Source organism: Faecousia sp., assembly GCF_048519415.1.
Taxonomy (GTDB): domain Bacteria; phylum Bacillota; class Clostridia; order Oscillospirales; family Oscillospiraceae; genus JAZOXB01.
In genome coordinates this window covers 1-19,542 of sequence record NZ_DBFZUT010000061.1, presented here as the reverse complement: position 1 = coordinate 19,542, position 19,542 = coordinate 1, and the positions used below count along the sequence as shown (strand labels likewise).

The window sequence follows — 19,542 nt, the reverse complement described above, 5'->3', positions numbered from 1 at the left end:
AGCTGAAAGGAAACCGTCAGGGTGTCCTTTCGCGTTTGATCACCCGCCGCAGCGGCAAAATTGCAAAACAGTACTACAAAAAGTTTTGCAATTTTGAAGGCAGCTTGGCAAAAGACCCGAAGGGACTTTTTGACAAGCTGACCGTCCGGCTTGCCGGGCGGTACATTTTGTTTTTGCGTCTGGGTGTCGAAAAACCAGTCCAGCCGGAGGTTTCGGAGGGAAGACAAGGGGAAAACATCGGGGTATCCTCGGTATGGCAAGGAGCCTCCGCTTTGTCATTCCGAGGAGCGAAGCGACGTGGGAATCTCCGGTAAAATGTTTCGAATTCGCCGAGATTTTCCTGAAATTCAGAACAGTCCTGCGAGATTGCCACGGCCCCTGCGGGGCCTCGCAATGACAAGACTGGGACATTTGACAAGCCGGGAACCGTCTGGGAGTCTCAGACTGTCAAAAAGTCTCCGCTTTGCAGAATAATGCCGACGTCATATCGAAACAACCTGTTGCAAGGCAAGCGCGTGTATGCTATAATGCAGAAAAACGTTGGAACAATTTCGGCTTCCTGCCGTCTAATCTTGCAAAGAGAGAAGGAACGACCGGCGCGGCCGGCGCCGGTCCGCAAACACAGGAGGAGAGAGCATGAGACAGGGTGTCATCTGTATGCTGATCGCGGCGCTGGTGCTGCAGCTTGCGGGCGGCGTGGTCGCAGGCGGTGCAGAGCCGCTGGCCATGACAACACAGGAGACCATTCGAACGGTCGCCGTCTCCGGCGTGCCGACCGCGCTGATGCGTGGGGCCAGACTCCCGGAGCGTATGCCGTCGTTCCATACGGACGCGGCCTGCCATCTGGCGGACAGCTGGCAGAGCTGGTCCGGCATGGTATGGTTCTCGTCTCCGGATGGTGAGCATATCAGCAAGCCGCTCCCGGCGGGCACCGTCACGGAGCCGGGTGTGTATTATTATCTCGGCCTCGTGCTCGAGCCGGATGGCCTTGCGTCCTTTTCCGACGCACCGTCCGTAACGGTCTGCGGGACGACGGCCGCCGTGCAGCGGCTCGAGGACGGCAGGCTGTTCGTCTGCGTGCGCTACGGCAGCGACGACGGCCGCCTGGAGGGCCTCCTGCCCGAAACGCTGCCGTTTCGCGATGTCTCGCGCCGTGCGTGGTATTTTGAGAGCGTCGCCTATGCCTACCGGCAGGGGCTGATGAGCGGAACGGGCACGACGGAATTCGAGCCGGATACGGCCACGTCCCGCGCCATGCTCGTGCAGGTGCTTTACCGTCTGGCAGGCCAGCCCGCCGCGGCCGGAGGCGAATTTTCCGATGTCGGCGACGGCGTGTGGTACGCCGATGCCGTCTCGTGGGCCGCCGGGGCGCAGATCGTCAACGGCTACGGCAACGGGCGCTTCGGCCCGGACGACCCCGTCACACGCGAACAGACGGCGGCCATCCTCTATCGCTATGCCGCGTGGTATGACCTTGCCGGGGACGGCGAGGCCCCGCTTTCCGGCTATCCGGACGCCGGGACGGTCAGCAGCTGGGCGCGCAGCGCCATGGGCTGGGCCGTCGGCGCGGGCTATCTGACCGGCTCTGCCGAGGACGGCGCCGTTCTGCTCCGCCCGCAGGCGCTTGCCGTCCGCGCGCAGACCGCCGCGATCCTGGCCCGCTTCTGCCGCAGCCTGCAGAAGCAGGAGCACGCCATGCCGCGCGCGGACTATTTCACGGCCCGCGGCACAACGGTACTCTACCTGCCGCTCGACAACCGTCCCGTCAACGACCTGCGCGTCGAGGCGCTGGCGGACAGCACCGGCATGAATGTGCTGCTGCCGCCGGAGGACCTCTATGCCACGCGGCTCGACGGGCAGACGACGAATGCCAACGGCACGCAGTACGGCGACACGCACGCCCTCCTGCAGTGGGTGCTGGACAATGAGGACGCCTGCGACATGCTGATCGTCAGCATGGACCAGCTGCTCTCCGGCGGCCTTGTGAACAGCCGCTGGGAGGACGGGACGGACCTGACGTGGGAAAAGGATGCCATCGACACGCTTTCACAGATCGCTGCACGCAAGCCGGTCTATGTGTTCGACACGGTGATGCGCCTTGCCACGACCGCCGGCTATCAGGGACTCGACAGCGAGGCCTACCGCCTGTTCCGCAGCTACGGCATGGCCGAGCGCGGCGAGCTGACCGGTCACAACCTGACAGTCGATAACATCATTGCAGGCTACCCCTACGGCGCGGACGGCGAACGGATCGAAACGACATTGGATGACGAGCTGGTGGAGCATTATCTGGCTGCCCGCGCGCGCAAGCTGCGGCTGACGGACTATCTGCTGCGCCATGCCGAGAGCTTTGCGGCCTGTGTCGTCGGTGTCGACGACTCAGCTGCGCGCATCTCCGTGCAGACAAATGAGATCCGCTATCTGCAGCGGCTGCTCGGCAAAAACTGCGCTCTGTTCTGCGGAACGGACGAGCTTGGCATGATGGCCTTTACGCGTGCCTATGCCGACTGCGCCGGATGGAACAGCCGCCTGTCCGTGCACTATTTCGGCGGCTATGAGGACAGCGTTGCCGATGCCTACGATACCTCGACGCTCCGCGAGTCCGTGGAGCAGCATATCACGGCGCTCGGCGCGGAGCTTGTGGACTGGAACGAACAGTCAGATGCTGTCGTGCTGGTGCTCACGCGCGGCGCTTCCTCCACGGAGTGCAGCCGGTATCTGGCAGCTTGGGAGGAGAACTGCCGGAATGGTGTCCCGACGATCGTCATCGATGCCTCGTCTGCCACGCAGCATCTGCCGCAGCAGCTGGAGGATACCTCGCTGCAGTGGCTCATGGGCTACAGCGCGTGGGGCACGGCGGCAAATTCCGTCGGCATCGCGCTCTCCATGGGCCTGACGCGCCTGCAGTGGCTGCAGGGCGAGCAGGACCCGCAGCCGGAGGACAGCGAGGCCTTTGCGCGCGAGCTGATCTTCGCCTATATGAAGGACATCGCCTACTGCCGCTATTGCCGCCCGACGATCAAGGACCTGACGCCGGAGGGCATCGAGCAGGCCCTGCTCAGGCAGAATATGACGACCCGCGTCGAGACGGCCCTGAAGGACACGGCGCTTGTGACCGGGCCGGACGGCGTGACGGACTATGTGATCCCGGAATTCCGTCTGACGGACTTCTCCGCACCGCTTGGACGAAGCTATGAGATCCGCTTCCGCATCCTGTTCCCGAATGCGGGTCCGTGGTTCACGGAGCAGTAAAAAATGGGAGCTGCGGTTCATTGCCGCAGCTCCCTGATTTGTTTGATTACGTCAATCCCTCCGGCTGAGCCGGAGGGATTGACGTTTTCATTCTGCTTCACATGCGGTCCGGGGCGGAGAAGCCCAGCAGATCGATGCATTCCTCCAGCGCGCGCCTGGCAAGACGGATGAGGGCGAGGTAGCCTGCCTGCTTCTGCTTGTCCGGCTCGGCCAGAATGCGCGTCTCATGGTAGAAGCGGTTCACCGCGCCCGCAAGCTCATAGGCATAGGCGCAGATCACGTTCGGTGCGGAGTCACGGTAGGCCATCTGCAGGGCGTCCGGCATCTGCGCCAGCTCCAGCTGCAGCGCCTTGGCGCTCTCGCTGTCGGCCGGGGCCATGGCCCAGTCGCCCTCGCCGCCGCAGCGGTTCAGGATGGACTTGATGCGGACGATGGTGTAGAGCAGGTAGGGGCCGGTGTTGCCCTCGAACGCGGCAAAGCGCTCAAGATCGAAGATATAGTCCTTCGTGGCAAGGTTCGACAGGTCGCCGTATTTCAGCGCCGCGATGGCGATGCAGCGGGCTGTGGCGTCCAGCTCGTCCTCGGGGACGGTCTGGTTCTCGCGGATCTTGTCCGTGACATAGGTCACGATGTCGGAAATGAGCGTTTCCAGACGCATAACGCCGCCTGCGCGGGTCTTGAAGGGCTTGCCGTCCTTGCCGTTCATCGTGCCGAAGCCGATGTGCTGCAGCTCCGTCTCCGGCGGGACGAGATGGCCCTTGCGCGCCGTGCGGAACACCTGCTCGAAGTGCAGACTCTGGCGCTTGTCCGTCAGGTACAGCAGCTTGTCCGGATGGTAATCCTCCATGCGCTGCACGATGGTGGCCAGGTCCGTCGTGGCGTACAGCGTTGCGCCGTCGCTCTTGACGAGGATGCACGGCGGCAGCTCCTTGCGGTCGCCCTCCTCGGCCACGGGCACGACGAGCGCGCCCTCGCTCTCAACAAGCACGCCCTCGGCCTTCAGCTTCTCGAGCATCGGGGGGATGTAGGGCTGCGCGTCGCTTTCGCCTTTCCAGACGTCGAAGCTGACGTTCAGATTGTCATAGTTCTTACGCAGATCGGCCACGGAGACCTGCATGATGTGACGCCACAGGGCATAGTAGCCGGGACGGCGCTGCTGCACGGCAAATGTGATCTCGTGGGCGCGGGCGGCGAAGGGCTCGTCCTCCTTCGAGCGGGCGCTGGCCGTGGGGTAGATCTCCTCCAGCTCGGAGATCGTGAACGGCGCTTCCTCGGGATACGGGCCGGTGAAGCTCTCGTCAAAATAGGGCAGGTCCGGTTTGCGGCGCTCCAGCTCGGCGATGATCAGGCCGATCTGCAGGCCCCAGTCGCCCAGATGAATGTCGCCGACGACGTTGTCGCCGAAGTAGCGGTAGATGCGCTTGATGCTCTCGCCGATGATGGCGGAACGCAAGTGGCCGATGTGCAGGGGCTTTGCCACGTTCGGCCCGCCGTAGTCGAGCACGACGCCGCGGGGCTTGCGCTCACCGGTCACGCCGAGGCGCTCGCTCTGGCGCATCTGCTCCAGATGGGCGGCCAGATATGCAGGCTGCACACGCAGGTTGATAAAGCCGGGCTTTACGGCCTCGGCTGCGGCAAAGACGCTGCCGTCCTGCAGGCGGTCGACAACGTCCTGCGCAATGACGAGCGGGGCTTTGTGGTGCTGCTTTGCGGCGGGCATGGCGCCGTTGCACTGAAATTCGCACAGATCGGGGCGGTTCGAGACCGTCACGCGGCCGCAGGCCGGGTCATATCCGGCGGCGGAAAACGCCTCCGCCACAACGGCGGACAGCCGGTCGATCAGCTTTTCCATGGGCGATCAGACTCCTTATCGTTCGATAAACGAAATAATATACAATAATAGCAGAAATTCTGCCGCTTGTCCAGTGCGGGCAGAATTATTCCGGCAGCTCGCGGTACATGGCGGCTGCGTCGTCCTTGCGCACGGCGTCAGCCACGGCCAGCACCTCCACGGCAAGCGTCCGCTGGCCGAAGGCGATGCGCAGCACGTCGCCGGGCTTTACGTCGCAGGATGCCTTGGCCGGGCGGCCGTTCACGGTCACGCGCGCGTTGTCGCACGCTTCATTTGCCACGGTGCGGCGCTTGATGAGGCGCGACACCTTGAGAAATTTATCCAGTCTCATAGGACCCTCCCAATCAGTTTTTCTGGCCGCGCAGCTCGATGATGCGGTCGCGGAGCACGGCGGCGTATTCGTATTCCATCTGCTTTGCGGCGGCGCGCATCTCCTTTTCGAGCTTGGCAATCTCGCGCTCGCGTTCGGCGGCCGTCATTTTCACGCCGTCGCGCCGCTGGGCCTCGCCCTCGGCCTGCGTGATCTCGATGAGCTCGCGCACGTCCTTCACGATGGTCTTCGGCACGATGCCGTGGGCCTTGTTATAGGCGTCCTGGATGCCGCGGCGGCGCTCCGTTTCGTCGATGGCGGCGCGCATGGCGGGCGTGATCTTATCGGCATACATGATGACGCGGCCCCCGGCGTTGCGCGCGGCGCGGCCGATGGTCTGGATGAGACTCGTCTCGCTGCGGAGGAAGCCCTCCTTGTCCGCGTCCAGAATGGCGACGAGCGAGACCTCCGGCAGATCGAGGCCCTCGCGCAGCAGGTTGATGCCGACGAGCACGTCAAATTTTGCCATGCGCAGGTCACGCAGGATCTCCATGCGCTCAAGCGCTGCGACGTCGGAGTGCATATAGCGCACGCGGATGCCGGCGTTCTGCAGGTACGTCGTCAGATCCTCGGCCATTTTCTTTGTCAGCGTCGTGACGAGCACGCGCTCCTTGCGCTCGATGATGCGGCTGCATTCGCCGATGAGGTCGTCGACCTGCCCGTCGATGGGCCGGACCTCGACCTTCGGGTCCAGCAGGCCCGTCGGCCGGATGACCTGCTCGGCGATCTGCCCGGCGCGGCTGCGCTCGTATTCGCCCGGCGTGGCGGAGACGTAGATGGCCTGATGGACCTTTTCCTCGAATTCCGGGAACGTCAGTGGGCGGTTGTCGAACGCGCTCGGCAGGCGGAAACCGTATTCCACCAGACTCTCCTTGCGTGAGCGGTCACCCGCGTACATCGCGCGCACCTGCGGCAGCGTGACATGGCTCTCGTCCACGAACAGCAGAAAGTCCTTCGGGAAATAATCCAGCAGCGTCATGGGCGGCGTGCCGGGCGCACGGCCGGAAATGACGCGGGAGTAGTTCTCGATGCCGCTGCAGAAGCCGATCTCCTGCAGCATCTCGATGTCATACATCGTGCGCTGGCGGATGCGCTGGGCCTCAAGCAGCTTGTCGTGCTCCTTGAACCAGCGCTCACGCTCCTCCATCTCCCGTTCGATCTCGAGGATGGCGCGGTTGAGCTTGTCCCGCGAGGCGACGTAGTGCGAGGCGGGGTAGATGGCCACATGGCTGATGACGCGCTCCGGCATGCCGCTGACGGCGTTGATCTCGGAGATGCGGTCGATCTCGTCGCCGAAGAACTCCACACGGATGGCCCGGCCGGACCAGTAGACGGGGTAAATCTCCACCGTATCGCCGCGCACGCGGAACGTGTTTCGGGTGAAATTCAGGTCGTTTCGCTCGTAGCGGATCTCCACGAGCTTCTGCATCAGCTCCTCGCGGGACTTTTCCATGCCCGTGCGGAGCGAGATGACCATGTTTTTATAGTCGATGGGGTCGCCAAGGCCATAGATGCACGAAACGGACGAGACGACGATGACGTCCCGCCGCTCGAACAGCGACGACGTCGCACTGTGGCGCAGGCGCTCGATCTCGTCGTTGATGGCGGAGTCCTTTTCGATATAGGTGTCCGTGTGGGCGATATAGGCCTCCGGCTGGTAGTAATCGTAGTAGGAAATGAAGTATTCCACGGCGTTTTCCGGGAAAAACTCCCGGAATTCCGAGCACAGCTGAGCCGCAAGCGTCTTGTTGTGCGCCAGCACGAGCGTCGGGCGGTTCAGGTTCGCAATGACCGAGGCCATTGTGAACGTTTTGCCCGAGCCGGTCACGCCGAGCAGCACCTGCTCGTCCAGCCCGAGGCGGACGCCCTCCGTCAGCTTGCGGATGGCCTCCGGCTGGTCGCCAGTGGCGCTGTAGGGTGCGTGCAGCTTGAAATCCATGGGGTCTCCTTTCGCTCAGTCAAAAACGTACATGCCGAAAAAGGCCAGCAGGCCCGGCCCGCAGTCATATTCCATGCCGCACTGCTCCGCGAGCCTGCGCACGAAGATGCAGTAGGCCGACATGCAGGAATAATACAGGTCCGGATAGCGGCAGGGCTCGTGTTCCACGATGGCGCACGTCTCGCACAGGGCGCAGCCGCTGGCCCCGACGGGGAAGCCGGGCACGTCCGCGCGGCGCAGACGGCCGAGCAGGCGCAGCGTCGCGGCGTTGTGTTCTTTTTTCGCGGCCTTGATGGCCTTGCTGTCGCTGTAGTCTGCGATCTCCCAGATCGTCTGGAGCACGAGGGCATGGCGGTGTGCCTGAATGCGCGCGCGCATCTCGTCCGGCGTGCCGCAGTCGGGCGGACAGCTGTAATTTGCGCCGTATTTTCCGCAGAGATTCTCGGCGCACAGCGGCCGGAACGACGGATCGAAGGGGATGTCCTTCGTGTCGGTCACGACCGCAGCCGCGAAGCCCTCCTCGGCTGCCATGGATGTCATTTCTTCCCAGGTCATATCCTGCGCCTCCAATCATGGAATTATCATAATATTCTAGCATGTTCCGGAGAAAAATGCAACATTTCGGGCCGAATATTGTAGGGCCTGCGGCAAGCGGAAAGTTTCCGGTCGTGCGTTGTAGGAGAGCGGACAGCCGGGCCCGGCACAGCACAAACGATTTGTACCAGCTACCGTTAAAATGGAAAAAGCTATCGACTTGTCATTGCGAGGGCGCTTTGCGCCCGTGGCAATCTCGGGAAGGCACTTGCAGTCTGTACAAGCTACTGTTAAAACGGTGTGCACCAATTGCGTCTGTAGCGGCGCTCCCTGAGCGCCATGCAGGCCAGCAGCATGTGGCACATGGATTCTGCGGCGTGACGCCTCCAGAATTGTCATTGCGAGGGCGCTTTGCGCCCGTGGCAATCTCGCAGTACCTGGCCGGATTGTGGGAAAGCTGTCGGCGAAATCGTAATTGCCTGCACGAGATTGCCACGTCGGCCTCCGGCCTCCTCGCAATGACAAACCTTTGGCCTTCCCTGTTTTATCGACAGCCTGTTCGGATCGGCAGCAATGCGCCGGGCCCGGCTGTCCGCTCCCCAGCTTGTCAAAAAAGTCCCTTCGGGCCTTTTTCGCCAAGCTGCTTCCAGAATTGCAAAATAGAATATTGTAGCATCTTATTTTGCAATTCTGCCGCCGCGGCGGGTGATTGAACGCGAAAGGACACCCTGACGGTTTCCTTTCACACTTTTCTTCCCTCCGAAACTTTCGGCTGGGCAGGCTTTTTGACAGTCTGGGGAGAGGCATGCCCCGCCCCTGTAATGGGCAGCAAAAACCCGCAGCGGCTGGCTGCGGGTTTCGGGCTAGGTCTTACGGATGAATTTCTCGCCGCATTTCGGGCAGCGGATACACAGCTTGCCGCGGTGCTTCGGGACCCGGACGGTCTGCCCGCACGACGGGCAGCGAAAATAGCGGTTGTTGCGGTCGCGCAGCCGCATCCACAGCTGCAGGAACCGGCGGTTCTCCCGCTCGCGGCGGCTGAGATTCCGCGAAAACATGCGGACCATGGCGAGAATCAGCAGACCGTACATCAACAGTGACAGGATCGGTGCGATGATGCCGCGGTAGACCGTGCTGGTCCGCAGCGCGTAGGTCAGGATGGTGTTGGTGAGGCTCAGGATGACGGCCAGCACCAGCAGGAGCATATTCAGTTGATCAGAACCGTAGCGGCCGTACATCCATTTGCGGATGCTTGCGCCCAAACGTCGGAACATAGTTATCACCTGAGAACAATTATAATGCGGTGAGGCGGATTTACAACCCTTTCCCCGGAATATTTACGATATGTTTACGAATTTATTGCAGGGCTGCCCCGGCGCAGAACGATCACCGCGACCTCCGGCCGGTTGAACAGGCGAAAGTGCACGTTTGTATAGCCAAGCCCGCGGCTGACATACATGGCCGTTTCGCCCTGCCGGTAAAGCCCGGCATCCCATGCGGGGAACAGCCGCCGGTCCGTGCCGAACAGCCCGCCCACGAACGGCAGCCGCACGACGCCGCCGTGGCAGTGCCCGGCCAGTACGGCCTGCACGCCGAGAGCGCTCCATTGCGGCAATTGGTCGTTACGGTGCGCCAGCAGCAGGAGAAAGGCGGCCTCTCCGGCCTCCGCGCGGATATCCGCGATCAGCTCCGCAGGCGTTTTGCGCTCCGCCGGGCCGCACGGGTCGTCCGTTCCGGCGACGATGAGCGCGTCTTCTCCGCGCCGGAGCACGCGCCAGTCATCCTGCAGCACCGTCACGCCGCAGGCGCGCATCTGCGCCAGAATGCCGCGCAGGCCGGGCACGCGCCATTCGTGATTGCCCGTCACATAATACACGGGCGCAATGGCACACAGACCGCGCAGCAGCGGCGGCAGCATGGCAAGGTCCGTGTGCTCGTCGAACAGATCGCCGTCGATGCAGATGAGGTCCGGCTCCGCCCGGCGCACGGCCGCAAGCAGGCGGCGGCTGCCCCGGCCGAACACGCGGCCGTGCAGGTCAGCCAGCTCCACGATGCGAAGCCCGTCGAACGCGGGCGGCAGGGCAGGGGAGACGAGTGCGGTCTCGGTCGTCTGCAGACTGCAGTTTCCCCACAGCAGGAACCCGGCGGCAAGCAGGGCCGTCAGCACGAGCAGGACGGCGGTTTTCCGGCGGCGCATGGCGGCTTCCTCCCTTTCAAGAGCTTTTTTGCACAGTTGTATTGTATGCCGGAGGAAAGTTTGCTATAATGAGAAGATGAAAAAGAATTTAAGGAAGCACCGCACAATTCAGCGAGAGCATCCGGCGAAGACCGAAGATGCCGGGATGCGGTGTGGCCCTGATCAGGATGTGTATCTGGTGTGAAGTACGGAATCTGGAACACCGCCCTGCCGGACAGCGCCGCGGTCGATGCGCTGCAGCAGGCGGGCTATTCGCCTTTGACGGCGCGCGTGCTGGCCGGGCGCGGCTGCGGGACTCCGCAGCAGGCGCAGGAGCTGCTGTGCGCGGACGCGCCGCTGTTTGACCCCTTTCTCCTGCGGGAGATGGACCGCGCCGTGCAGACGGTGCGGCAGGCGCTGCAGCTCGGGCAGCGCATCGCCGTGTTCGGCGATTATGACGTGGACGGCATCACGGCCACCTGCCTGCTGACGGATTTTCTGCGCGGCATGGGTGCGGACTGCGTCGTCCACATCCCCGGACGGCTCGAGGAGGGCTACGGCCTGAACGCCGGGGCCATCCGCCAGCTCCATGCGCAGGGCGTGCGGCTCATCATCACGGTGGACTGCGGCATCACGGCGCTGGAGGAGGCCGAGCTCTGCCGGGAGCTGGGCGTGACGCTCGTCGTCACGGACCATCATGAGTGCAAGGAGCAGCTGCCGCAGTGCGCGGCCGTTGTGGACCCGCACCGGCCGGACCGGACGTATCCGCACACGATGCTCTCCGGCGTCGGCATCGCCTTCAAGCTGGCCGCTGCGCTCAGCGGCGATCAGGACGGCGTCGCCCGGCGCTATTGCGATCTCATCTGCCTCGGCACGATTGCAGACGTTATGACGCTGCAGGGCGAGAACCGCCGCCTTGTCGTCATGGGCCTCGAGGCCCTGCGCCAGCCGCAGCGGCTGGGCCTGCGCGCCCTGATCCATGCCTGCGGCTGCGAGGAGCAGGAGATCACTGCCGGGACCATCGGCTATATACTCGCGCCGCGTGTCAACGCCGCCGGGCGTATGGAGCAGGCTGAGCTGGCCGTGCGCCTGTTTCTGACGCAGGACCCGCAGGAGGCCGACCGGCTGGCCGAAACGCTCTGCCGCCTGAACCGCGAGCGGCAGACCATCGAATCCGAAATTTACAGTGAGGCCGTCAGCCGCCTGCACGGCGCACCGGACGGCGCGATTGTCCTGGCGGGTGAGCACTGGCATCAGGGCGTCGTCGGCATCGTGGCCTCGCGCCTTTCCGAGGAATTCTGCCGCCCGACGTTCCTCATCTGCCTGGACGGCGAACGCGGCAAGGCCTCGTCCCGCTCCTACGGCGGCTTTAACCTGTTTGCCTCGCTGACGGAGCTTTCCGGCCTGCTTGAGGGCTACGGCGGCCATGAGCTTGCCGCCGGGTTCACGATCGCCCGGAAGAATATCGACGCCTTCCGCGCGGCCATGTGCCGCTGCGCCGCGGCCTATGCGGCGTCCGCTCCGGTGGAGGCTACGCTGCAGGTCGACTGCGAGATCGAGGCGTCCCTCCTGACGGAGGAGAACGTCCGCGGCCTTTCGCAGCTCGAGCCATGCGGCGCGGGCTGCCCGAAGCCCGTGCTCAGCCTGAGCGGCCTGACCGTGGAGCATGCCATGGCCGTCGGCAGCGGCAAGCATCTGCGCCTGCGTCTGCAGGCTCCGGACGGCACGCCCGTGCAGGCCATTTTCTTCTCGGCCGGGCGTCTGTCGGCAAAGCTCCGTCCCGGCGACCGGGTCGATGCGGCCTTCACGCCGCAGATCAACGAATTCCGCGGCCGCCGCACGGTGCAGCTCAACCTCATCGACCTGCGCCGCGTCGAGCCGACCCGGCTCTATGACCGCTTCCGCGCGCACGAGGCGCTGCGCCCCGACGAGCTGCGGGCGCTGGCCCCGGACCGCGAGGACGTCATCGGCGTGTGGAACTTCCTCCGCCGTGCGGCCCCCGGCGGCGCGGAGCTGCGGGACAATACCGACCGCCTCTGCCTGCAGATCGCGGCGTCCTCTCCCCGGCCGCAGGCGGCGCGCCGCGCCATTGCCTGCCTGGAGATCCTGGCCGAGCTCGGCCTTGTGTCTCTGCGGCGCAGCGGCAGCGCCATTGCGGTGCGCATCGTGCCGCACCGGACGAACCCACTGGAAAACAGCGTGCTGTTCTGCACGCTCCGCAAGCTCAAAGCAGGTGATTGAATGGAAACCTTTCAGGAACACTATCTCAGCATGAAGCGCACCATCGCGGCGCGCAAGCTGAATGTTGATATGGCCCTCATCGACCGCGCCGTGGACTACGCGCGCGAAAAGCACAAGGACCAGAAGCGCAAGGACGGCTCGCCCTATATCATCCATCCGTTGGCTGTGGCGGAGATCGTCGCGGAGATCGGCCTCGATACGGACGCGATCCTCGGCGCGCTGCTGCACGACTGCATCGAGGATACGGACTCGACCTATGACGACATCGCCCGCAATTTCGGGCCGACGGTCGCCTCGCTCGTCGAGGGCGTCACAAAGCTGACGCGGGTGGAGTACTCCACGCTCGAGGAGCAGCAGATGGAGAACCTGCGCAAGATGTTCATGGCCATGAGCAAGGACATCCGCGTCATCCTCATCAAGATCGCCGACCGTCTGCACAACACCCGCACCATGCAGTACCAGAGCCCGGCCAAGCAGATCTCCAAGTCCCGTGAGACCATGGACATCTATGCGCCGCTGGCCCACCGGCTCGGCATGCAGAAGATCAAATGGGAGCTGGAGGATACCAGCCTCAAATACCTCGATCCCGAGGGCTATAACGAGATCATGCGCTATCTCAACGCCCATCAGGCCGAGGCGGACGCCTTTATGAAGGCCATCCAGAGCAAGATCACCACGCGCCTGTCCGCCGTGGGCATCCACGGCTCCATCTACGGCCGCATCAAGCATGTCTATTCCATCTACCGCAAGATGAAGGCCCAGAACAAGACGATCGACGAGCTCTACGATATGTATGCGTTCCGCGTCATCGTCGATTCCATCCCGGACTGCTATAACGTCCTCGGTCACATCCACGACCTGTTCAATCTGGTCCCCGGCCGCTTCAAGGACTATATCTCCACGCCAAAGCCCAACATGTACCAGAGCCTGCACACGACTGTCATCGGTCAGCAGGGCATCCCGTTTGAGGTGCAGATCCGCACCTGGGAGATGCACGAGACGGCGGAATACGGCATCGCGGCCCACTGGAAGTACAAGCAGGGCGTCGCGGGCGGCGACGAAAAGCAGTTCGAGTGGGTCCGCCGCCTGCTGGAAACGCAGCAGGACTCCGATGCGGAGGATTATATCCACTCCCTCAAGGTCGATATGTTCGACGACGAGGTCTTCGTCTTCACGCCGAAGGGCAAGGTCATGTCCCTGCCGTCCGGCTCCACGCCCATCGACTTTGCCTATGCCATCCATTCCGGCGTCGGCAACGCCATGGTCGGCGCCAAGGTCAATAACCGCATCGCGAGCTATGACCAGCAGCTGTGCAACGGCGACATCGTCGAGGTCCTGACATCGAAAACGGCCAAGGGCCCGAGCCGCGACTGGCTGAATATCTGCAAGAGCAACGGCGCGCGCACGAAGATCAAGCAGTGGTTCAAGAAGGAAAAGCGCGAGGAGAACATCGTGCACGGCAAGGCGAGCTTCGAGGGCGAGATGCGCCGCGCAAACGTCAATCCCGCCGTCCTGCAGGATGCCGAGCTGCTGCCGGGCCTTCTGAAAAAGCTGTCGTTCGACTGCCTTGACGATATGTATGCCGCCATCGGTTACGGCGGTTTGACGGCGGCCAAGGCCTTCGGCCGCATCCGCGACGACCTCATCCGCGCTACGCGCCAGACGCCCGCGCCCCCCGTCCGCGAGGTGCAGAAGCAGCCCGAGCCGGGCAAGGGCGGCCGCCACAAGGATTCCGGCGTCATCGTCGAGGACATCGATTCCTGCATGATCAAGTTCTCGCGCTGCTGCACGCCGGTGCCGGGCGACGACATCGTCGGCTTTATCACAAAGGGCTACGGCGTGTCCATCCACCGCCGCGACTGCCGCAATGCGTCCGGCGCCTCTGACCCGAAGCAGGCAGGGCGCTGGGTCAAGGTCGCGTGGAGCACGGAGGACAAGCCGTTCTCCACCACATTTGAGATTGATTCCACGGACCGCAGCGGCATCTGGCTCGATATCGCCACGGCGCTGAGTGCGGCAAAGCTGAAGGTCACGGAGCTCTCCGGCCGTGATATGCCTGCCGGAAAGGCGCGCACCGTCGCCACGTTCGAGGTGCGCAACGTGCAGGAGCTGGAGACCATCCGGACGAAGATCCGCGCCATTGACGGCGTGATCGATGTGAGAAGAGGGCAGAACTGATGAGAGCTGTGATCACGCGCGTAAAAAGCGCCTCCGTTTCCATTGCGGGCAGCGTCGTGGGCGAGATCGGCCACGGCCTGCTCATCCTGCTCGGCGTCGGCCCGGACGATACGCCGGAGCTGTGCGAAAAGCTGGCCGACAAGGCACTCGGCCTGCGCATTTTCTGCGATGAGGCGGGGAAAATGAACCGCTCTCTCGCCGATATCGGCGGGCAGGTGCTCGTCGTCAGCCAGTTCACGCTCTATGCCGACTGCCGCAAGGGCAAGCGGCCGAGCTTCACGGGCGCGGCTCTGCCGGAGCTGGCCGTCCCGCTGTATGAGCAGTTCCTGCAGGAGTGCCGCAGCCGCGGCTTTGAGCCGCAGCACGGCCGGTTCGGCGCCGATATGCTTGTCGCCTCGGAAAACGACGGCCCCGTCACCATCCTGCTCGATACGGACGAGCTGCTCCAGCCGAGAAGAGGCTGAGCCCGGCCGTTCCGGAGAACCGCCGATATGCACAGGCTGCCGATAAAACAGTATGCACCGATTGCGTCTGTAGCGGCGCTCAGTGAGCGCCTTGCAGGCTGGCAAGTTATAGGGCAGCATCGTCGACCGTACCCGCCTTGTAGGGGAGGGGCATGCCCCTCCCGGCGCTGCATTGCCGACCGGTACAGGCTGTCGTTAAAATGGTGATGGCCTCCGACTTGTCATTGCGAGGGCGCTTTGCGCCCGTGGCAATCTCGCAGTACCCGGTCGGATCGTGGGGAAGCTATCGGCGAAATCGCAGCTGCCTTCCCGAGATTGCCACGGCCCCTTCGGGACCTCGCAATGACAAATCTGGGTATCTCAAGCCATGGAATCCCTGCCAAAGGAATCGCAACTGCCTATGGCGCTCACTGAGCGCCGCTACATTTTCTCTCGCCCGGTGGGCCTACGCAGGGAACGCCGCTACAGATGCAATTGGTTTGTACGCTTTATCGTTGCCCCTGTAAGCACAACACAGAAAGAAGCGCCCATAGGAAGGATTTGTTTCGAACCAAATTCGGAAAACGCGTTCTCGTCGGCGGCACGCTGGAGCGGAACGTCGATGAAGCGTACGATAACACTACCGAGGCCGGAAGCAGCGTCTCGGCCTATACCGATTCCGGCGCGCTGGGGGTCCCCTATGCGTTCGCCCGATGACTGAAAAGGAGGATCCCATGAAGGTCTATTCTCTGATGCTGGGCAGCTACCAGACCAATTGCTATCTCGCTGCGGATGACGACGGCGTCTGCGCCGTCATCGATCCCGGCTATACGCCCGAGCGCGTGCTGGAGGCGGCACAGCGCTACGGTCTGACCATCCGCGCTGTCCTGCTGACGCACGGCCATTTTGACCATGTCGGCGGCGTGCGCGGCGTGGCGGAGGCGGCGCGCTGCCCCGTCTGGCTGTGCGAGGCGGACACGGTCCTGCCCGAGCGCCTGACGGCCGGGCCGCTGTATTACACCGACACCTATGCCGACGGTGACACTGTCGAGGTCGGAAGCCTGCGCTTTACCGTGCTGGAGACGCCGGGCCACACGCCCGGCTCCGTGTGCCTCCTGTGCGAGAACGTCCTGTTCTCCGGCGACACGCTTTTTGCGGGCTCCTGCGGCCGCGTCGATCTGGCGGGCGGCGTTCCGGCGCAGATGGGCGCGAGTCTGAAGCGGCTGGCGGAGCTGCCCGGCAACTATGCCGTCCTGCCCGGCCACGGCCCTGCCACGACGCTGGAAGCCGAGCGCGCGGACAATCCCTATCTGCGGGAGGCGATGGCATGAAGCTGCTCCTGCGCGGCCACGACGACCGCTATGCCGTCGAGCAGCTCCAGCTCGCCCTGTTCCCGGAGGAACCGATGGAGCCGGTGACGGAGCCGTTTTCCGGCGACGGGGCGGTTTCGTCCCTGCACACCGGCGCGGTCTGGCTCACGGCCACGGCCGAGATCACGCTGCACGGCAAAACGGGCCGCGCCTGCCGCCGCCTGCGCGCGGCGGAGGCCGACGTGCCTGCGCGCCGCCGTCTGCTGCAGAACACCTATTATGAGGCGGCCATGTGCCTGCGCGAGCCGCCCGCCTGGGGCAGCCTGTCCGGCGTCCGCCCGACGAAGCTCACGACGCGCGCCCTGCTGGAGGGTAAAACGCCCGCCGAGGCGGAAAAGCTCCTGCGCACGCGCTACCATGTCTCGCCGGAGCGCAGCCGCCTGTGCGTCGAGGCCTCGGAGGCCACGGTGCGGGCAGCACAGCTGCTGCGGCCGCAGGACGTGTCCGTCTATGTCGGCATCCCGTTCTGCCCGACACGCTGCGCCTACTGCAGCTTCGTCAGCTCGTCCATCGAGCGCTTTTCCGGCCTGCTTGAGCCGTATCTCGACGCGCTGGTGCGCGAGATCGCCCACACGGGCGACCTGCTGCGCGCGTCCGGCCGGACGGTCCGCACGCTGTATATCGGCGGCGGCACGCCCACGACGCTCTCGGCGGCTCAGCTGCGCAGGCTCATGGAGGCGCTGCGGACACATATTGACTTGACAGAGCTGGTAGAATATACGGTGGAAGGCGGCCGTCCGGACACGCTCGATGCCGAAAAGCTCGAAACGATCGCGTCCATGGGCTGCGGCCGCATGAGCATCAACCCCCAGACCATGAACGACGCCGTCCTTGCGCGGGTCGGCCGCCGCCACACCGCGGCGCAGACCGCGGCCGCCTATGAGGCGGCGCGCGCAGCGGGCTATGACGCTGTGAATATGGACCTTATCGCGGGCCTGCCCGGCGATGACCCAAAGTCGTTTGCCGATTCGCTGCGGCAGGTGCTGGCGCTGGCCCCGGAGAACGTGACCGTCCACACGCTGGCCCTCAAAAAGGGCGCGGACCTCTATGCCGAGCGGATGGAGCTCCCCTCGGCGGACGATGTGGCGCAGATGCTGGCCGGAGCGGAGACCTCGCTCCGCGCGGCGGGCTACACGCCCTACTATCTCTACCGGCAGAAATACATGTCCGGCAGCTTTGAGAACATCGGCTGGTGCCGCCCGGGCACGGCCGGACTTTACAACATCTATATGATGGAGGAGATGCATTCCATCGTGTCGCTCGGCGGCGGGGCCATGACGAAGATCAACCTGCCCGACGGCCGTCTGGAGCGCTTCCACAATCCCAAATTCCCGCAGCAGTATCTCGAGCGCATCGACGACGTTCTGGCTCAGAAGGACGCGGCGTTCCGCCTGCTGTGAGGCACGGAAAGGAAATTTATGGACACTTTATTTTCCAATGTGACGATCGTGACCATGGACGAGGCCATGCACGTCTACTTTGACGCCTACCTCGGCGTAACGGACGGCAAGATCAGCTATCTCGCGCGCGAGGCCCCCAAGGAGAAGACAAAGCGCCTTGTTCCCGGTGAGGGCATGGTGCTCATGCCCGGCCTCATCAACTGCCACACGCATCTGCCGATGTCCGTGCTGCGCGGCTATGCCGACGACGTCGAGCTCTCGAGCTGGCTCAACGACTATATTTTCCCGCATGAGGACCGGCTCGACGGCCGCAGCGCCAAGGCAGCCGCTCTGCTGTCCATTGCAGAGTGCGTCCGCTTCGGCACGACATCCATCTCGGATATGTATAACTTCTGCGACGAGATCGCCGAGGCCGTGGCCGAGTCCGGCATCAAGGCCAACATTGCCCGCGGCGCGACACTGTTCGGCGAGGACTTCGATTTTGAAACGCACCCCGCCTGCCGCGAGCTTGTCGCCCTGAAGGAAAAGTGGGACGGCTATGACAACGGCCGCATCCGCATCGAGGCCTCCGTGCACGGCGAATATACCTCGGACTACCGCCTTTGGGACGCGCTGAGCGAATTTGCCATCAACGAGAAGGTCGGTATGCACGTCCACCTGTCCGAGACGAAGGCCGAGCACGAACAGTGCCTCGAGCGCAACGGCCTGACGCCCGCGCAGGTGCTCGACTGCCACTATGTCTTTGACACGCGCGCCATTGCGGCCCACTGCGTCTGGGTCACGCCGGAGGACATGCGCCTGCTGGCCAAGCGCGGCGTGACGGCCGTGCACTGCCCTGTTTCGAACCTGAAGCTCGCCTCCGGCTGCGCCCCCGTGACGGAGATGGTCAAGGCGGGCATGAACGTGGCCCTCGGCACGGACTCGTCCGCGTCGAACAACAACCTCGACCTGTTCGAGGAGATGAAGGCCGCGGCCCTCATGGCCAAGGTGACGTCCGGCGACCCGAAGGCGCTGCCGGTCGAGGCCGTGCTGATGATGGCGACGGCCTGCGGCGCGCGCGCGCAGGGCCGCGAGGCCGAGTGCGGCATGCTGAAGCTCGGCATGGATGCCGACCTCGTGCTGCTCGACTTCACGTCGCCGCATCTCATGCCGTGCCACAATGTGATGTCGCATCTCGTCTATGCCGCCTCCGGCCACGACGTCGTGATGACCATGGTGCGCGGGCAGGTGCTCTATGCTGCGGGCAAGTATCCGACGATCGACCTCGACAGCGTCGTGCGCGAGCTGTCCGGCTACGTCATGCCGCGCATTTTCGAAGAAGCGCGCAGCTGATCCCAACGGAAAGGACGGATGAATGTTGGAAGAAAAGACAACGAAGAAGCAGAATTTCCTGGCCGGTGCGGCGGTGCTGTCGCTGGCGACGATGATCGTCAAGGTCATCGGCATGTTCTTCAAAATCCCGCTCAACCGCCTCATCGGCGAGGCAAACTACGGCTATTTCACCACGGCCTATGACATCTACACCGTGCTGCTCATGATCTCCACGACGGGCCTGCCCGTCGCCATGAGCCGCATGATCTCCGAGGCCCGCGCGCTGAACAACGGCAAACAGGTGCGGCAGATCTACCGCGTCTCCCTCATGGCCTTCCTGTCCATCGGGATCATCGGCTCGGCGCTGATGCTGATCATCCCAAAGCAGCTGGCCAACATGATGGAGAACCCGAATGCCATGTGGTCCATCTTTGCGCTCGGCCCGGCCGTGCTCTTCGTGTGCTACATCTCCGCCT

Annotated in this window: 16 protein-coding genes; 10 read left to right on the top strand and 6 right to left on the bottom strand. The window is 63.8% G+C overall.

The genetic code is table 11. The annotated features are described in order from the left end of the window. Positions 1 to 314: hypothetical protein (locus ACMKFF_RS06530; protein WP_419496439.1), on the top strand; the 314-nt coding region annotated here is incomplete at its 5' end. 322 nt (positions 315 to 636) lie between these two features. Beyond that, positions 637 to 3,252, top strand: a complete 2,616-nt coding sequence (locus ACMKFF_RS06525) for a DUF4127 family protein (protein WP_419496438.1) — start codon at positions 637 to 639, stop codon at positions 3,250 to 3,252. A 97-nt stretch (positions 3,253 to 3,349) separates the two neighbouring features. Here the strand turns inward: ACMKFF_RS06525 and argS are convergent, their stop codons facing one another. The 6 genes from argS to ACMKFF_RS06495 all read right to left on the bottom strand — a co-directional run bounded on the left by argS (position 3,350) and on the right by ACMKFF_RS06495 (position 10,144). Then, on the bottom strand, positions 3,350 to 5,104 hold the full coding sequence (argS, locus tag ACMKFF_RS06520) for an arginine--tRNA ligase (RefSeq protein WP_418468061.1): 1,755 nt from the start codon (positions 5,102 to 5,104) through the stop codon (positions 3,350 to 3,352). An 85-nt stretch (positions 5,105 to 5,189) separates the two neighbouring features. Continuing rightward, positions 5,190 to 5,435, bottom strand: coding sequence for an RNA-binding S4 domain-containing protein (locus ACMKFF_RS06515; RefSeq protein ID WP_349134521.1), 246 nt, complete (start codon positions 5,433 to 5,435; stop codon positions 5,190 to 5,192). Positions 5,436 to 5,448: 13 nt separating this feature from the next. Then, positions 5,449 to 7,413 (bottom strand): excinuclease ABC subunit UvrB, encoded by a 1,965-nt coding sequence (uvrB, locus tag ACMKFF_RS06510; RefSeq protein WP_419496437.1) that lies wholly within the window; start codon positions 7,411 to 7,413, stop codon positions 5,449 to 5,451. A gap of 15 nt (positions 7,414 to 7,428) precedes the next feature. Then, positions 7,429 to 7,968 carry a DUF2284 domain-containing protein gene (locus tag ACMKFF_RS06505; protein WP_418464377.1) on the bottom strand — a complete coding sequence of 180 codons (540 nt, stop codon included), beginning with the start codon at positions 7,966 to 7,968 and terminating at the stop codon, positions 7,429 to 7,431. 842 nt (positions 7,969 to 8,810) lie between these two features. Further along, on the bottom strand, positions 8,811 to 9,221 hold the full coding sequence (locus ACMKFF_RS06500; protein WP_349135590.1) for a hypothetical protein: 411 nt from the start codon (positions 9,219 to 9,221) through the stop codon (positions 8,811 to 8,813). Between the two features lie 74 nt (positions 9,222 to 9,295). Beyond that, positions 9,296 to 10,144: a metallophosphoesterase gene (locus ACMKFF_RS06495; protein WP_419496436.1), complete on the bottom strand. Its 849-nt coding sequence runs from the start codon at positions 10,142 to 10,144 to the stop codon at positions 9,296 to 9,298. Between the two features lie 180 nt (positions 10,145 to 10,324). Between ACMKFF_RS06495 and recJ the strand changes: the two genes are divergently transcribed. The 8 genes from recJ to ACMKFF_RS06455 all read left to right on the top strand — a co-directional run. Beyond that, entirely contained in the window at positions 10,325 to 12,364 is a 2,040-nt protein-coding gene (gene recJ / locus ACMKFF_RS06490) for a single-stranded-DNA-specific exonuclease RecJ (protein WP_419496435.1), read from the top strand. Continuing rightward, entirely contained in the window at positions 12,365 to 14,542 is a 2,178-nt protein-coding gene (locus ACMKFF_RS06485) for a RelA/SpoT family protein (RefSeq protein ID WP_418487761.1), read from the top strand. Further along, a complete protein-coding gene (gene dtd, locus ACMKFF_RS06480; RefSeq protein ID WP_367927729.1) occupies positions 14,542 to 15,006 on the top strand; it encodes a D-aminoacyl-tRNA deacylase in 465 nt (154 codons plus the stop codon). The genes ACMKFF_RS06485 and dtd overlap by 1 nt, the downstream gene beginning before the upstream one ends. 540 nt (positions 15,007 to 15,546) lie before the next feature. Beyond that, positions 15,547 to 15,702 carry a hypothetical protein gene (locus ACMKFF_RS06475; RefSeq protein WP_419496434.1) on the top strand — a complete coding sequence of 52 codons (156 nt, stop codon included), beginning with the start codon at positions 15,547 to 15,549 and terminating at the stop codon, positions 15,700 to 15,702. A gap of 17 nt (positions 15,703 to 15,719) precedes the next feature. Then, positions 15,720 to 16,316, top strand: a complete 597-nt coding sequence (locus ACMKFF_RS06470) for an MBL fold metallo-hydrolase (RefSeq protein WP_419496433.1) — start codon at positions 15,720 to 15,722, stop codon at positions 16,314 to 16,316. After that, on the top strand, positions 16,313 to 17,755 hold the full coding sequence (hemZ, locus tag ACMKFF_RS06465; protein WP_419496432.1) for a coproporphyrinogen dehydrogenase HemZ: 1,443 nt from the start codon (positions 16,313 to 16,315) through the stop codon (positions 17,753 to 17,755). The genes ACMKFF_RS06470 and hemZ overlap by 4 nt, the downstream gene beginning before the upstream one ends. A gap of 18 nt (positions 17,756 to 17,773) precedes the next feature. Beyond that, the gene (locus ACMKFF_RS06460; RefSeq protein WP_419496431.1) at positions 17,774 to 19,087 is read left to right on the top strand and encodes an amidohydrolase family protein; all 1,314 of its coding nucleotides are present in this window, start codon (positions 17,774 to 17,776) and stop codon (positions 19,085 to 19,087) included. A gap of 22 nt (positions 19,088 to 19,109) precedes the next feature. Further along, on the top strand, positions 19,110 to 19,542 hold a 433-nt coding region (locus ACMKFF_RS06455), incomplete at its 3' end, for an oligosaccharide flippase family protein (RefSeq protein WP_419496430.1).

What these genes read in the sequence shown, in the direction of transcription:
- ACMKFF_RS06525 (WP_419496438.1), top strand. Translation starts at nt 637, where the DNA reads ATGAGACAGGGTGTCATCTGTATGCTGATCGCGGCGCTGGTGCTGCAG.
- argS (WP_418468061.1), bottom strand. Translation starts at nt 5,104, where the DNA reads ATGGAAAAGCTGATCGACCGGCTGTCCGCCGTTGTGGCGGAGGCGTTT.
- ACMKFF_RS06515 (WP_349134521.1), bottom strand. Translation starts at nt 5,435, where the DNA reads ATGAGACTGGATAAATTTCTCAAGGTGTCGCGCCTCATCAAGCGCCGC.
- uvrB (WP_419496437.1), bottom strand. Translation starts at nt 7,413, where the DNA reads ATGGATTTCAAGCTGCACGCACCCTACAGCGCCACTGGCGACCAGCCG.
- ACMKFF_RS06505 (WP_418464377.1), bottom strand. Translation starts at nt 7,968, where the DNA reads ATGACCTGGGAAGAAATGACATCCATGGCAGCCGAGGAGGGCTTCGCG.
- ACMKFF_RS06500 (WP_349135590.1), bottom strand. Translation starts at nt 9,221, where the DNA reads ATGTTCCGACGTTTGGGCGCAAGCATCCGCAAATGGATGTACGGCCGC.
- ACMKFF_RS06495 (WP_419496436.1), bottom strand. Translation starts at nt 10,144, where the DNA reads ATGCGCCGCCGGAAAACCGCCGTCCTGCTCGTGCTGACGGCCCTGCTT.
- ACMKFF_RS06485 (WP_418487761.1), top strand. Translation starts at nt 12,365, where the DNA reads ATGGAAACCTTTCAGGAACACTATCTCAGCATGAAGCGCACCATCGCG.
- dtd (WP_367927729.1), top strand. Translation starts at nt 14,542, where the DNA reads ATGAGAGCTGTGATCACGCGCGTAAAAAGCGCCTCCGTTTCCATTGCG.
- ACMKFF_RS06470 (WP_419496433.1), top strand. Translation starts at nt 15,720, where the DNA reads ATGAAGGTCTATTCTCTGATGCTGGGCAGCTACCAGACCAATTGCTAT.
- hemZ (WP_419496432.1), top strand. Translation starts at nt 16,313, where the DNA reads ATGAAGCTGCTCCTGCGCGGCCACGACGACCGCTATGCCGTCGAGCAG.
- ACMKFF_RS06460 (WP_419496431.1), top strand. Translation starts at nt 17,774, where the DNA reads ATGGACACTTTATTTTCCAATGTGACGATCGTGACCATGGACGAGGCC.